The organism is Geodermatophilus sp. CPCC 206100 (assembly GCF_048569675.1).
In the GTDB taxonomy this organism is placed as follows: domain Bacteria; phylum Actinomycetota; class Actinomycetes; order Mycobacteriales; family Geodermatophilaceae; genus Geodermatophilus.
The window spans coordinates 1-13,061 of the sequence record NZ_JAQISV010000056.1; the positions used below are offsets into that span (position 1 = coordinate 1).

16 protein-coding genes are annotated in these 13,061 nt (G+C 75.9%); 8 read left to right on the forward strand and 8 right to left on the reverse strand.

Going from position 1 to position 13,061, the window contains the following annotated elements; all coding sequences use genetic code 11:
* Nucleotides 1–53: 53 nt before the first annotated feature.
* Entirely contained in the window at nt 54–560 is a 507-nt protein-coding gene (locus tag PGN05_RS22185; RefSeq protein WP_419754747.1) for an OsmC family protein, read from the reverse strand.
* 85 nt (nt 561–645) lie between these two features.
* On the opposite strand from PGN05_RS22185, the gene PGN05_RS22190 reads away from it, so the two are divergent.
* Nucleotides 646–1,035 carry an MmcQ/YjbR family DNA-binding protein gene (locus tag PGN05_RS22190; protein WP_419754748.1) on the forward strand — a complete coding sequence of 130 codons (390 nt, stop codon included), beginning with the start codon at nt 646–648 and terminating at the stop codon, nt 1,033–1,035.
* Here the strand turns inward: PGN05_RS22190 and PGN05_RS22195 are convergent.
* The 4 genes from PGN05_RS22195 to PGN05_RS22210 form a co-directional block, all read right to left on the reverse strand.
* Nucleotides 1,028–1,846, reverse strand: coding sequence for an alpha/beta hydrolase (locus PGN05_RS22195; RefSeq protein ID WP_419754749.1), 819 nt, complete (start codon nt 1,844–1,846; stop codon nt 1,028–1,030). The genes PGN05_RS22190 and PGN05_RS22195 overlap by 8 nt on opposite strands.
* Before the next feature lie 7 nt (nt 1,847–1,853).
* Nucleotides 1,854–3,404 (reverse strand): acetolactate synthase large subunit, encoded by a 1,551-nt coding sequence (locus PGN05_RS22200; RefSeq protein ID WP_419754750.1) that lies wholly within the window; start codon nt 3,402–3,404, stop codon nt 1,854–1,856.
* Between the two features lie 31 nt (nt 3,405–3,435).
* Complete coding sequence (locus tag PGN05_RS22205; RefSeq protein ID WP_419754751.1) at nt 3,436–3,768, reverse strand: EthD family reductase; 333 nt, start codon at nt 3,766–3,768, stop codon at nt 3,436–3,438.
* A gap of 80 nt (nt 3,769–3,848) precedes the next feature.
* A complete protein-coding gene (locus tag PGN05_RS22210) occupies nt 3,849–4,772 on the reverse strand; it encodes a quinone oxidoreductase family protein (protein ID WP_419754752.1) in 924 nt (307 codons plus the stop codon).
* A 164-nt stretch (nt 4,773–4,936) separates the two neighbouring features.
* Between PGN05_RS22210 and PGN05_RS22215 the strand changes: the two genes are divergently transcribed.
* From PGN05_RS22215 to PGN05_RS22245, 7 genes are all read left to right on the forward strand, one after another.
* Nucleotides 4,937–5,449, forward strand: coding sequence for a toxin-antitoxin system HicB family antitoxin (locus tag PGN05_RS22215; RefSeq protein ID WP_419754753.1), 513 nt, complete (start codon nt 4,937–4,939; stop codon nt 5,447–5,449).
* 89 nt (nt 5,450–5,538) lie between these two features.
* Nucleotides 5,539–6,330, forward strand: a complete 792-nt coding sequence (locus tag PGN05_RS22220) for a DUF4097 family beta strand repeat-containing protein (protein ID WP_419754754.1) — start codon at nt 5,539–5,541, stop codon at nt 6,328–6,330.
* 11 nt (nt 6,331–6,341) lie between these two features.
* A complete protein-coding gene (locus PGN05_RS22225) occupies nt 6,342–7,289 on the forward strand; it encodes an ATP-binding cassette domain-containing protein (RefSeq protein ID WP_419754755.1) in 948 nt (315 codons plus the stop codon).
* Entirely contained in the window at nt 7,286–8,077 is a 792-nt protein-coding gene (locus PGN05_RS22230; RefSeq protein WP_419754756.1) for an ABC transporter permease, read from the forward strand. Before PGN05_RS22225 ends, PGN05_RS22230 begins: the two co-directional genes overlap by 4 nt.
* A gap of 89 nt (nt 8,078–8,166) precedes the next feature.
* Nucleotides 8,167–8,874, forward strand: coding sequence for a DUF4230 domain-containing protein (locus PGN05_RS22235; protein ID WP_419754757.1), 708 nt, complete (start codon nt 8,167–8,169; stop codon nt 8,872–8,874).
* Nucleotides 8,875–9,032: 158 nt separating this feature from the next.
* Nucleotides 9,033–9,698, forward strand: a complete 666-nt coding sequence (locus PGN05_RS22240) for a hypothetical protein (RefSeq protein ID WP_419754758.1) — start codon at nt 9,033–9,035, stop codon at nt 9,696–9,698.
* Nucleotides 9,699–9,723: 25 nt separating this feature from the next.
* On the forward strand, nt 9,724–10,158 hold the full coding sequence (locus PGN05_RS22245) for a DUF4190 domain-containing protein (RefSeq protein WP_419754759.1): 435 nt from the start codon (nt 9,724–9,726) through the stop codon (nt 10,156–10,158).
* Here the strand turns inward: PGN05_RS22245 and PGN05_RS22250 are convergent.
* The 3 genes from PGN05_RS22250 to PGN05_RS22260 are packed head-to-tail and all read right to left on the reverse strand — an operon-like array spanning nt 10,155 to nt 13,044.
* Nucleotides 10,155–11,108: an HpcH/HpaI aldolase/citrate lyase family protein gene (locus tag PGN05_RS22250; RefSeq protein WP_419754760.1), complete on the reverse strand. Its 954-nt coding sequence runs from the start codon at nt 11,106–11,108 to the stop codon at nt 10,155–10,157. The genes PGN05_RS22245 and PGN05_RS22250 overlap by 4 nt on opposite strands.
* A 41-nt stretch (nt 11,109–11,149) precedes the next feature.
* Nucleotides 11,150–12,139 carry an EamA family transporter gene (locus PGN05_RS22255; protein ID WP_419754761.1) on the reverse strand — a complete coding sequence of 330 codons (990 nt, stop codon included), beginning with the start codon at nt 12,137–12,139 and terminating at the stop codon, nt 11,150–11,152.
* Complete coding sequence (locus tag PGN05_RS22260; protein WP_419754762.1) at nt 12,136–13,044, reverse strand: PhzF family phenazine biosynthesis protein; 909 nt, start codon at nt 13,042–13,044, stop codon at nt 12,136–12,138. Before PGN05_RS22260 ends, PGN05_RS22255 begins: the two co-directional genes overlap by 4 nt.
* Between the last annotated feature and the right edge of the window lie 17 nt (nt 13,045–13,061).

Below are 13,061 nucleotides of genomic sequence, written 5' to 3' on the forward strand. Positions count from 1 at the left end.
CGACCCGCTGAGGCGGCGGCGCGACCAGGCCGGCGTCCGCCGGGCCCGGGTGGTCACTCGGCGCGGCGCACGGTGAGGTGCGGCGGCCGCGCCAGGGTCTGCGCGACGACGCAGTACCGCTCGGTGAGCTGCCCGAGCTTCTCCAGCGTCGCGTCGTCGGCGTCGGTGTCCAGCTCGGCGTCCACGGCGATGTCGCCGAGGCCGACCGGGGTCTCCTTCGACACCCCGAGGGTGCCGCGGGCGTCCATCTCGCCGCGCGCGGTCAGCCGGGCGGACCGGACCTCGACGCCCATCGCCGTGGCCACGCTGCGCATCGTCACGCCGGCGCAGGCCAGCAGGGCCTGGAGCAGCATGTCGCCGGAACAGGCGTCGACGCCGTCGCCGCCGGTGACCGGGTGCAGGCCGGCGCGCACCGGGCCCGCCCAGGTCTGCACCGTGCAGGTGATCCCCGGATCGGCGAACTCCGCGTCGGCCCGCATCGTGGTGCACGCGGACTCCGGGTCGTCGCGGTAGCGCTGCTTGAGCGGCGCCTGCAGGTCGCGGAGCTGGGCGGCGTCCACGGGGACCTCCTCCTCGCCGGGGCTCCCATGCTGGCGCGCGCGGACGCACCCCGCCAGACCGGCCGGCGGCGCTACCCTCCCGCCCGTGGCGACCTGGTCGGACGTCCGGACGGTGGCCCTCGGGCTGCCCGAGGTCGGGGAGAGCGATGCCCGCGGCCGGCTGGAGTGGCGGGTCCGCGACAAGGGCTTCGTCTGGGAGCGCGCGCTGCGCCGCGCCGACCTGGCCGCACTGGGCGACGCCGCTCCGGAGGGCCCGGTCCTCGCCGCCTGGGTGCCCGACCTCGGCGCCAAGGAGGCGCTGCTGGCCGACGATCCCGCCGTCTACTTCACGACGCCGCACTTCAACGGCTACCCCGTGGTGCTGATCCGGCTCGAGGAGCTGGACCCCGCGGAGCTGCCGGAGCTGGTCACCGAGGCATGGCTGGCCCGGGCGCCGAAGCGGCTGGCCCGCCAGTTCCTCGACGCGGCTACCTGACGCCGGCCAGCTCGGCCACCGCGTCGACCAGGGCGGGCCCGTCCAGCAGCACCAGGTCGTTGTGGTCGGCCCCGGGCACCTCGACCAGCCGGTGCAGCCGCGCCGCGGCGGCCGCCACGGCGCGGCTCTGGGCCGGCGGCACGATCGAGTCGGCGTCGCCCAGCACCACGGTCGTCGGCACCCGGACCGACGCGATCCGCTCGGCCACCGGATAGCGGTCGCGCAGCAGCGCCCGCACCGGCAGGAACGGGTAGTGCTCGCTGCCCACGGCGGCCAGGTCGGTGAACGGCGAGCGCAGCAGCAGCCCCGCGGGCGGGTGCTCCCCGGCCAGCTCGGTGACGACCGCGGCCCCCAGGCTCTCCCCGTAGTAGACGAGCCGGTCAGGACGCACGCCGGCCTCCGCCACCAGGTACCCGCGGGCCGCCCGGACGTCGCGGGCCAGCCCGGCCTCGCTCGGGCTGCCCGGGTTGCCGCCGTAGCCGCGGTAGTCGAACAGCAGCACCCCCAGGCCGCGCCCGGCCAGCGCCCGGGCCAACGGCGCCCGCAGGCCGCGGTGCCCGCCGTTGCCGTTGGCCACCAGCACGGTGGCGGGGTCGGGCCCGGGCCCGGGCACGAACCACGCGCCCAACTCCAGGCCGTCGGACGTGCGCAGGACGACGTCCCGCCCGCCGGGCAGGGCGTCGGCCGCGGCCGGCACCGGACCGTCGTCGGGCAGGTAGACCAGCCGCCGCTGCAGCGCCCAGATCAGGCCGGTCAGCACGGCGAGCACCAGGACGACGGCCAGCGCGACGCGGGCCGCCCGCCGCAGCACGCCGCGGTCAGCGCCGACCCGGGAGCACGGCGTCGACCAGGTGCGGACCGGGCTCGGCCAGCGCCGCCCGCAGCTGCCCGGCGAACTCCTCGGCGGTCGTGGCCCGGGTCGCCGGGACGCCCATGCCGGTCGCCAGCGCGACGAAGTCCAGCCCCGGGCCGCCCAGGTCCAGCAGCCGGCCGGCGCGCTCGCCGTCGCCGCGCGCGCCGACCCGCGACAGCTCGTGCTCGAGGATCGCGTACGACCCGTTGTCGCAGACCACGACCGTGACGTCGAGCTGCTCACGGGCCATGGTCCACAGCGCCTGGATCGTGTACATCGCGCTGCCGTCGGCCTGCAGGCACAGCACCGGCCGGTCGGGGCAGGCCACCGCGGCGCCCACGGCCATCGGCAGGCCGTCGCCGATCGCCCCGCCGGTCAGCGCCAGCCAGTCGTGCCGGGGCGCGCCCGCGGTCAGCTCGGCCAGGCCGACGCCGGAGGTCAGCGCCTCGTCGACGACGACCGCCCGCTCGGGGAGCAGCGCGCCGACCACCGCGGCCATCGACCGCGGATCGAGCGCTCCGCCGGGCAGCTCGGGGCGGGACGCCTCGGCCAGCTCGGGCTCGGCGCCGGGGGCGGCGCGGTCGGCCAGCGCCCGCAGTGCCGCGACGCCGTCCTCCCCGGGCGCGGAGAGCACGTGCACCCGGCAGCCCTCGGGCACCGGCGTCCCGGGGACGTCCGGATAGGCGAAGAAGTGCACCGGCGCGGTCGCCCCGGCCAGCACGAGGTGCGCCGTCCCGGCCAGGGCGGCCATCGCCATCTCCGGCGGGTAGGGCAGCTCGTCCGGGTCGGGCAGGCCCGCGCCGCGCACCATTCGAGCGGGGAAGGTCTCGGCGAGCAGGCGCGCGCCCGTGCCCGCGGCCACCCGGCCGGCGGCCAGCAGGCCCTCCTCGCACGCCACGACGTCCCCGCCGACGAACAGCACCGCCGGCTCCCCCGAGGCCAGCGCCGCGGCCACCTCGTCGACCACGGCGTCCGGGACCTGGGGCGCGGGCCGCACCGGCAGGGGGTCGGCCGGTGCGGCGCCGTCGGTCCAGGAGACGTCGGCGGGCAGCACCAGGGTGGCGACCGCGCCCCGCGCCGCCGCGGCCACCGCCTCGGCGGCGTCGGCGGCGACGTCGGCCGGCGACAGGGACCGGCGCACCCAGCCGGACACGGCCCCGGCCAGGGCGTCCACGTCGGACTCCAGCGGCGCGTCGAGCCGCTTGTGCGACCGCGCGTGGTCGCCGACCACGTTGAGCACCGGCGCACCGCCGCGGCGGGCGTTGTGCAGGTTGGCCACGCCGTTGGCCAGCCCCGGACCGAGGTGCAGCAGGGTCGCCGCCGGGCGGCCAGCCATCCGCGCGTAGCCGTCCGCGGCGCCGGTGGCGACCCCCTCGAAGAGGGTCAGCACGCTGCGCATCTCCGGCACGTCGTCCAGGGCCGCGACGAAGTGCATCTCCGAGGTGCCCGGGTTGGCGAAGCAGACGTCGACCCCCGCGGCGACCAGCGTGCGGACGAGCGCCTGCGCGCCGTTCACCGCCGGGGGTCCCGTCGGGCCCGCCCGGCCGTCACGGCACGTACGGCATGCCGGCCTTGATGTCGCGGACCTCGAAGTGCGCCATGGTCGCTCCGCCGGTGGCGAAGTTGGCGACGTCCTTCGTGGCCGAGCGGCCCTCCGGCGAGGAGAACGCCGCGGTCATCGCCTCCTCGGACTCGAAGTCGATCTCCACGACGAAGTACGGCCCGGGCGTGGCCGGGTCCACTGCCTGGGCGTGGCCGACACTGAACCGGACGATCCCCGGCATCTCCATCGCCAGGGGCATGTGCGTGTCCCGGTAGTACTCGTCGAACGCGCCCGGGTCCTCGGGCTGCCCGTAGCTGACCAGGAGCCTGTGCACCATCTGCGACCTCCGCGCCGGCCCGGGCCCCTCTGCCCGGGAAGGGCCCCCACCCTCGCAGGTCGGGGGCCACTCCCGCGACCTCAGAAGGTGATGACCAGCCGCCCGCGGACGCCGCCGCGCTCGAGCAGGCGGTGGGCCTCCGCGGCCTCCTCGGCGGGGAGGGTCCGCGCCAGCCGCAGCGTGAGGACGCCTTCCTCCACCAGCTGCCGGAGGCCGTCGAGCGTGCCGGCCTCCTCGGCGTAGGTGCGCACGCCGACCGGGTGCACCCGGAGGCCGCGCTGCCCGTCGCCGGCGTAGCCGCGGACGGTCGCCACGGTGCCGCCGTCCCGCACCGCGGGCAGCACCAGTTCGTTCTGGACCGCGCCGTCGGCCAGGCCGTCCACGCCGTCGGGGTAGCGCTCGCGGATCCGGTCGGCGACGTCGTCCCCGCGCCGGACGACGACGTCGGCGCCGAGGTCGCGGACCAGCTGCTCGTCGGCCTCCGCGGCGTCGGCCACGACGGTCAGCCCGGCGTGCCTGGCCAGCTGGATCACGTACCCGCCGAACGCGCCGGCGGCGCCGGTCACCGCCAGGACCTGGCCCGGCTCCAGAGCCATGAGGTCCAGCGCCAGGCGGGCGGTGAGCCCGTTCATGGGGAGGGTGGACGCCTCCGCGTCACTGGTCCCCTTCGGCACGCGGGCCACCGACCCGCTCGGGAGCACGAGGTCCTCCCGGTACCCGCCGTGCGAGCCCGACGGCAGCACGATGGCCATCACCCGGTCACCCACCTGCAGGTCGCTGTCGACGTCGGGCCCGATCTCCACCAGCTCGCCCGCGGCGTCCATCCCGGGCACGTAGGGGAAGCGCTCGACCTCGTCCCGCTGGGCGTACACGCCGTTGCGGACGTAGGTGTCCGTCGGGTTGACCGTCGCCGCGGTCACCCGCAGCCGGACCTGCCCGGGCCCCAGCGGCTCGTCCGGGACGTCGACGACGTGCAGGGCCTCCGGCCCACCGAACTCGGTCACTGCGACAGCTCTCATGCTCGGGGCAATGCCCCGGGGGAGGCCGGTGTTCCCCTGCCTTCCGCGGCACAGAACCCCGGTCCGCTCCGTGTGTTCGGTCGGCTCCGCGACACCGCGTGGCGTCAAGGGCCTTGCGGATGACGTCAAAATGGTGTCACAGTGACACCATGGACCTGACGCCCTACGTCGAGCAGCTCCGCCGGGAACTGGTGGCCGCCGCCGCACCCGGCGGCGACGACGCCCGCGAGCTGGCCGAGCGGCTGACCGCGCCGCTCGAGTCCTCGGTCCGCCTCGCCCTGCTCAGCGCGCTGTCCGCGGCCGCCGAGGAGCTCACCGCCCAGCTGGCGCCGGGGTCGGTCGACGTCCGGCTCCGCGGCGGCGACCTCGGCTTCGTCGTCACCGCTCCGCCCGCCCCGGCGGCTCCGGAGGAACCGGCACCGGCGGCCACCGCCCCGGCCCCCGACCTCGAGGAGGGCGAGACCCTCCGCATCACCCTGCGGCTGCCCGAGCAGCTCAAGGTGCGGGTGGAGGAGGCCGCCGCCCGCCTCGGGTTCTCGGTCAACACCTGGCTGGTCCGGGCCGTCACCACCGCACTGGACGCCGGTTCCCGGCCGTCGTCCGCGGAGTCCCGCCGCGGCCGCTGGTCGGGCGGCTCCCACTACACCGGGTGGGCGCGCTAGCCGCGGCCCGCCCGTCCGTCCGCACCAGTACACCGACCCCGGCCGACCGGTCCGGGGGCGATCCCCCCTGCCCCGAGGAGGGCACCGCCTTGCCCACGTTCGACACCCCGCAGCCCATCTCCGCCCGCATCGAGGTCGCGTTCGGTTCGGTGCAGGTCCGCGCCTCCGAGCGGACCGACACCGTCGTCACCGTCCGGCCCCGGAACCCGCGCAGCTCCGCCGACGTCGCGGCCGCCGCGAACGCCCTGGTCGACTTCGCCGCCGGCGAGCTGGTGGTCCGCTCCACCGGTCGCCCCCGCCTGCTGTTCTTTCCCGCCGGAGCGGAGGTCGACGTCGACGTCGCGCTGCCCGAGGGGTCCTCGGTCGACGTCCGGACGGCGGCCGGCGGCATCGTGTGCACGGGCCGGCTCGGCGCCGTCGAGCTGGAGAGCACCCACGGCGACCTGCGCCTGGACCAGGCGAGCGCCCTGCGCGCCCGCACGTCCACCGGTGGCATCACCGCGGCGGCCGTCGACGGCGAGGCCGAGGCGCACACCTCCTACGGGACCGTCCGGGTCGGCCAGACCGCCGGCCCGGCCCGTCTGGCGACCGGCTACGGCGACATCACCGTCGACCGTGCCCTCGCCTCGCTCACCGGCCGCACCAAGTACGGCCAGGTCCGCGTCGGCCAGGCCGTCCGCGGGTCGCTCGTCCTGGAGACCGGCTACGGCGAGGTGGAGGCGGGCGTCCGCGCCGGCACCGCGGCCTGGCTGGACGTGCACTCGGGCGGCGGCCGCATCCGCAACCTGCTCGACGAGACCGGAGGACCGCAGGACGCCGACGAGACCGTCGAGATCCACGCCCGCACGTCCTACGGCGACGTCCTCATCCGCCGGGCCTGAGAGGACCTGCCATGCCAGCCACTCCCGCGATCGCCGTCACCGGCCTGCGCAAGGCCTTCGGCGACCACGTCGTCCTCGACGGACTGGACCTCACCGTGCCGGAGGGGACGATCTTCGCCCTGCTCGGCCCCAACGGCGCCGGCAAGACGACCACCGTCGACATCCTCTCCACCCTCACCCGCGCCGACGGCGGCGAGGTCCGCGTCGCCGGCCACGACCTGGCCCGCGACCCCGGCGGGGTGCGGTCGGCCATCGCGCTGACCGGCCAGTTCTCCGCCGTGGACACCCTGCTCACCGGCGCGGAGAACCTGCGCCTCATGGGCGACCTCCAGCACCTCGGCCGACAGGAGACCCGGCGCCGGGCCGCAGACCTGCTCGACCGCTTCGACCTGGTCGAGGCCGCCGACCGGGTGCCCGCGACCTACTCCGGCGGCATGCGCCGGCGGCTCGACCTCGCCATGGGCCTCATGGGCGACCCCCGGGTGGTGTTCCTCGACGAGCCGACCACCGGGCTCGACCCGCGCAGCCGCCGGGCGATGTGGGACGCCGTCCGCGGCCTCGTGTCCGACGGGGTGACCATCCTGCTCACCACGCAGTACCTGGACGAGGCCGACCAGCTGGCCGACCGGATCGGCGTCCTCGACTCCGGCCACCTGGTGGCCGAGGGGACCGCCGACGAGCTCAAGCGGCTCGTCCCCGGCGGGCACGTGCGCCTGCAGTTCGACGACGCACCGTCCCTCGCCGAGGCCGCGCGGGTGCTCGGCGTCCCGACCCCGGACGCCGCCTCGCTGGCCCTGGAGGTGCCCGGGGACGGCAGCGTCGCCGAGCTGCGGTCCCTGCTCGGCCGCCTGGACGACGCCCGGATCGACGTCGCCGGGCTGACCGTGCACACCCCTGACCTGGACGACGTCTTCCTGGCCCTCACCGGCCGGCCTACCCCTGAGGAGGTGCCCTCGTGACCGCCCTGGCTCTCACGCTCAGCGACTCGAGGACGATGCTGCGCCGGAACCTGAAGCGCGCGGTGCGCTACCCCGGCCTGACCGTGATCGTGGCCGCGATGCCCATCGTCTTCCTGCTGCTGTTCGTCTACGTCTTCGGCGGCACCCTGGGTGCCGGGCTGGGCGCTCCCTCCGGCGGCCGGGCGGAGTACCTCGCCTACGTCGTCCCCGGCATCCTGGTCCTCGCCATGACCGGCGGCGCGCAGGGGACGGCGATCGGGATCGCCATGGACATGACCGAGGGCATCATCGCCCGGTTCCGGACCATGTCGATCGCCCGCGCGGCGGTGCTCACCGGGCACGTGATCGGCGCCGTCGTCCAGACGATGGTCGGGCTGGCGCTCGTCCTCGCCGTCGCCCTGCTCGTCGGCTTCCGGCCGAGCGCGGACGCCCTGGAGTGGCTGGCCGTGATCGGCGTCCTGGCCATGACCGGCTTCGCGCTGTCCTGGCTGTCGGTGGCCATGGGCCTGCACACCAAGACCGTCGAGGCGGCCAGCAACCTGCCGATGCCGCTGATGCTCCTGCCGTTCTTCGGCAGCGGGTTCGTGCCGGTGGACTCGATGCCGGCCGGCCTGCGCTGGTTCGCCGAGCACCAGCCGTTCACCCCGCTGATCGAGACGCTCCGCGGGCTGCTGACCGGAACGGCGATCGGGTCCAGCGGGCTGCTGTCGATCGGCTGGTGCGCCGCCATCGCCCTGGTCGGCTACGTGTGGGCACGGCGGAACTACGAGCGCCGTCCGGCCCGCTGAGGCCGCTGCGTCCCGGCGTGTCGGGGAATGGACGGCGCACACTCCTCGCTGAACGGTGGGATCCCCCACCCCTCGCCGGAGGTCAGCGCATGCCCACGCTCCTGCAGGACCGGTCCACCGACGCCGTCGCCGAGCGGGCGCCGCGCCGCCGGCGCCGGGTGCGCCCCCGCCTCGTGGCCGCCGGGATCGGCCTGGCCGTGCTGGTGCCCGTCGGCGTGCAGGTGGCCGGCTGGCTGCCCGACGACCCGTTCGGCCAGGACGTCGTCGACCGCAGCACGACCCCGCTGCTGCTGGCCCTCGAGGACCTGTCGGAGTACCACGCCGCGACCGGCACGTTCCAGGTCGTCGTCGACCGGGAGGTCGACACGCGCTACGTCCCCTCGGTGATCAGCGGTGAGCGGGTCAGCTTCCTCGCCACCGGCACCGCCGACGCCTACGTCGACTTCACCGCGCTGGACGACGGCCGGGTCGCCCTCTCCGCCGACGGCAACTCCGCGATCATCGAGCTGCCCGCCCCGCGCGTGGGCGAGGTGCGCATCGACCCGGCGGAGAGCCGCGTCCTCGACCGCGACCGCGGGCTCCTGGAGCGGGTCGGCGACGCGTTCGGCGACAACCCGGTCGACGACACCGAGCTGTACGCGCTGGCCGAGGACCGCCTGGCTGCGGCCGCCGTGGGCAGCGACCTGCGCGACCGCGCCGAGGACAACACCCGCACGATGCTCACCTCGCTGGCCCGCTCGCTCGGCGTCGACGAGGTCGAGGTCACCTTCCAGGAACCGGCGGACAGCGAGGGCTGATCGGCGCGGGCGCAGGTTCCTCCGCGCGAGCTCGTGCTCTGCCCACCGGAGTGGGCAGAGCACGAGCTTCCCGGACACCCGGTGTGCCTCAGCGCTCGAGCGCGTACGCCTCGAGCAGCCCGCGACTGATGATCGTCTCCCGGTCTAGCGTCGCGAGGATGAGGCACCTCGCGGCCGCGGTCGCCGCCGCGCTGCTCGTGTCCGGCTGCGGCAGCGAGCCGGCGGACGACGGGCCCCGCGAGGAACCGGCGCCGGCGCAGGCCGAGCAGTCCGCGGCCGCGGGCGCCGACCCCGCCGCGGCCACCACGCCTGACGAGGCCGCCCTCGCGGTCGCGCTGCGGGCCACGGACCTCCCGGCCGGCTGGTCGGTGCAGGCCAACCCCGTGCCGGACGGCGACCTGAGCGGCAACCCCAGCCTGGACGGCCTCTGCGGCGTCGCCTTCCCCTCCGAGGCGCGCCGGACGGCGAAGCACCCGGTCGTCGGGCTGGACCCGGCCGGCGCGGCCACCGTCGTCGCGGAGGCGATCGCCTACGACTCGGCCGAGGCCGGGGAGCTGGCGATGACCGAGCTGCGCGACGCCTTCGAGTCCTGCCCGGCCGGCGACCGCACGTTCGCCGACCCGCCGGTCGTGGAGGGGCTGACCGGGAACGTCGTCGCGGTCCGCTACCGGCTGGCGGACGGCACCGTGCAGGACGTCGTCGCCCAAGGGCGTGGCGCGGTGGTCTCGGTGCTCCTCGCGGAGGATCCTGCGGCAGGCGCCACGGCCGCCCGGGGCATCGGCGCCCGGATCGCCGCGCTGCCCGTCCCGGCGGTCGGCCGGTGACGGGCGCCCCCGAGGGAAGGACCCCATGAGCACGCACGACGACGGCCTGTACCGGGGCGACCCGCCCGCCGCCGCACCGCCCCCGCAGTTCTCCACGGCCGGCGCGCCACCTGCGCATGCGTACCCCGCGCCGGCGTTCGGCCCACCCCCGGGCTACGGCCCGCCACCGGGCTACGCCCCGCCGCCCGGCTACGGCGCCCCGCCGCCCGGGTACGGCTTCCGGCGGCCCACCAACACGATGGCGATCCTGGCGCTCGTCCTGGCCTTCGTCTTCGCGCCCGCCGGCGTGGTGCTCGGCGTCGTCGCCCGCCGGCAGATCAAGCAGACCGGCGAGGAGGGCGAGGGCCTGGCGCTGGCCGGGATCATCGTCGGCGCGATCGCGTCGGCCCTCGTCGTCCTCGCGATCGTGCTGTGGTTCGTGGCGCTCGCCTCGCTGGCCAGCGTCTCCTTCGGCCCCTAGGCCTCCGGCGGGGCGAACGACGAGGTGCGCCGCAGCCCCGCGGCGCGGCCCTTGCCCGCGATGACCAGCGCCATCTTGCGGCTGGCCTCGTCGATCATCTCGTCGCCGAGCATCGCCGAGCCCTTCGCCCCGCCGGCCTCCGAGGTGTGCCACTCGTAGGCGTCGAGGATGAGCTCGGCGTGGTCGTAGTCCTCCTGGGACGGCGCGTAGATCTCGTTGGCCGCGTCGATCTGGCCGGGGTGCAGCACCCACTTGCCGTCGAAGCCGAGCACCGCCGACCGCTTGGCCACCTCGCGGAAGGCGTCGACGTCGCGGACCTGGAGGAACGGCCCGTCGATGGCCTGCACGCCGCGGGCGCGGGCGGCCATGAGGATCTGCATGAGGATGTAGTGGTACGGGTCGCCGGCGTAGTCCGGGTGCAGGGCGCCCACCACCAGCGTCTTCATGTTGATCGAGGCCATGAAGTCGGCCGGGCCGAAGATGATCGTCTCGATCCGCGGGCTGGCGAAGGCGATCGCGTTGACGTTGATCAGGCCCCGGGCGTCCTCGATCTGCGCCTCGATGCCGATGCGACCGACCTCGAGCCCGTTGGCCCGCTCGACTTGGGCGAGCAGCAGGTCCAGCGCCTGCACCTGGGCGGCGTCGACCACCTTGGGCAGCATCAGGCAGTCCAGGTCGGCGCCGGCGCCCTCGACGACCTCGATGACGTCGCGGTAGGTCCACTCCGTCGTCCAGTCGTTGATCCGGACGGTGCGGATCTTCTCGCCCCAGCCGCCCTCGTTGAGCGCCGCGACGATGTTCTTGCGGGCGCTGGGCTTGGCCAGCGGGGCGCAGGCGTCCTCCAGGTCGAGGAACACCTGGTCGGCCGGCAGCCCCTTCGCCTTCTCCAGGAACCGCGGGTTGCTGCCCGGGACGGCGAGGTTGGATCGGCGGGATCGGAACTCGGCCATGTCCGGAGCGTAGCCACGGCCACCGTGGGCACGATGGCCGCTCAGGTCGCGGGTTCGACCAGCGTGACCGGGCGGCTGGCCCGCACGACGAGGGCCACGCCGAGGACGACGAGCAGCACCCCGGGCAGGGCGAGCAGCGGGGGCACCTGCTGCAGGAGCACCAGCGCGAACAGCAGCGCGCCGGGCACCTCCAGGAGCACGACCAGGCTGACCACGGTGGGGCCGACCGAGGAGAGCACCAGGTTGAGCAGGGTGTGCCCGAGCAGCTGGGCGCAGACGGTGATCGCCGCGATCAGCAGCCAGTCGCGGGTCCGGAACCCGCCGAGCGGGGTTCCGGCGACGACGGCGGCGACCGCGATCGTCAGCGCGCACACGGAGTAGCAGACGACCGCGTAGGCGGAGACGGACAGCCGCTGCCGCGCCCGCGCGCCGGCCAGCACGTAGCCGCCCGCGCAGATCGCGCCGAGCAGCGCCAGCCCGTCGCCGAGCAGGGCCCGGGTACTCACCGTCACGTCGACGCCGGCGATGAGCGCCACGCCCAGCACGGCGAGGAGGAGGCCCCACCAGATCGCCGCGGGCAGCCGCACCCCGCTGATCCGGGCGGCCAGGGCGGTCCAGATCGGCGTGGTCGTGACCAGCGCCGTCGACGCGGCGACCGTGGTCATCGACAGGCTCGGCAGCCAGGCGGCGAAGTGGGCGGCGAGGAAGAGACCGGCGACCACCGAGCTGCCGAGGTCGCGGAACCGCAGGCCGGTGAGGGTCGAGCGCTCCCGCAGGAGCAGCACCGGCAGGAGCACGGCCGCGCCGCCCACGTTGCGCCAGAACGCGAGCGCCAGCATCGGGGCGGTGAGCAGCGCGGTCAGCGGCGCCGACAGCGAGATGCCGACGACGGCCACCGCCATGATCCCGACGTCCCGGCCGCCGGGACGGTGCACCGCCCACGCGGCGGAGGCCCCGGCCCCGACCCCGTGGCCCTCCTGCAGGGACCCGCCGCGAGCGTGCGAGCGGTGGGGGGCAGGAGGGTCCTTCATGGCACCCGGATCCGGCCGCGGGCGATCGGCACCACCGCCCCCTGCACGGTGGCGGCGGTGACCCGGCGCCCGGCGGCGGTGACGGTGCAGGACAGGTGCGACGGGCGCCCCATCGCCTCGCCCTGCCGGATGACGTAGGACGACGTCCCGTCGCCGGTGACCAGGCCGGCCGCCACCAGCCAGACGCCCGCACCCAGGGCGGCCGACCCGGTCGCCGGGTCCTCGCCCCAGGCGAGGTCGGCGGCGAACACCCGCGCGTACACCGTCGAGGTCGCGGCGTCCCAGGACAGCACGGAGACGCCCTCCCCCACCCCGAGCTCGCCGAGCAGCGCCGGCACCGGCGCCGCCTCGTCGACGACCTCGCGCCGCACGGCGAGGTAGGTGAACGGCAGCCCGCAGCCGGCCACGTGCGCCGGGATGCCGACGGCGTCGGCGGACGAGAGCCCCATCGCCTCGGCCAGCCGGCCGGGGTCCGGGCCGTCCTCCAGGGTCGCCCGGCCACCGGAGAGCGTGGCCCCGTCCTCGTCGACGACCAGGTCGAGGATGCCGGCGCCGCACTCCTGGCGCACCGTGCCCGCGGGGAGCCGTCCCGCCCGCACCAGGGTGTGCGCGGCGCCGACGCTGGGGTGCCCCGCGAAGGGCAGCTCCGCGTAGGGCGTGAAGATCCGGACCCGGTAGTCGGCCTTCGGACCGCCGGCCGAACCAGGATGGTCGGCGCCCGAGCCCTCGGTCGGGGCGCACAGGAACGAGGTCTCCGACAGGTGGAACTCGAAGGCCAGGGCCTGGCACTGCTCGGTGGTCAGCGCGTCGGCGTCGTAGACGACGGCGAGCGGGTTGCCGGCGTAGGCGCGCGGCGCGAAGACGTCGACGACCTCGTACTCGAGCTCTGCTCCGGGGGACGACACGGCGCCGACGGTAGCCT

Excerpts from the sequence above, each read along its gene's own strand:
- PGN05_RS22205 (WP_419754751.1), bottom strand. The coding sequence starts at position 3,768 with ATGGTGCACAGGCTCCTGGTCAGCTACGGGCAGCCCGAGGACCCGGGC.
- PGN05_RS22215 (WP_419754753.1), top strand. The coding sequence starts at position 4,937 with ATGGACCTGACGCCCTACGTCGAGCAGCTCCGCCGGGAACTGGTGGCC.
- PGN05_RS22225 (WP_419754755.1), top strand. The coding sequence starts at position 6,342 with ATGCCAGCCACTCCCGCGATCGCCGTCACCGGCCTGCGCAAGGCCTTC.
- PGN05_RS22235 (WP_419754757.1), top strand. The coding sequence starts at position 8,167 with ATGCCCACGCTCCTGCAGGACCGGTCCACCGACGCCGTCGCCGAGCGG.
- PGN05_RS22240 (WP_419754758.1), top strand. The coding sequence starts at position 9,033 with ATGAGGCACCTCGCGGCCGCGGTCGCCGCCGCGCTGCTCGTGTCCGGC.
- PGN05_RS22245 (WP_419754759.1), top strand. The coding sequence starts at position 9,724 with ATGAGCACGCACGACGACGGCCTGTACCGGGGCGACCCGCCCGCCGCC.
- PGN05_RS22250 (WP_419754760.1), bottom strand. The coding sequence starts at position 11,108 with ATGGCCGAGTTCCGATCCCGCCGATCCAACCTCGCCGTCCCGGGCAGC.
- PGN05_RS22255 (WP_419754761.1), bottom strand. The coding sequence starts at position 12,139 with ATGAAGGACCCTCCTGCCCCCCACCGCTCGCACGCTCGCGGCGGGTCC.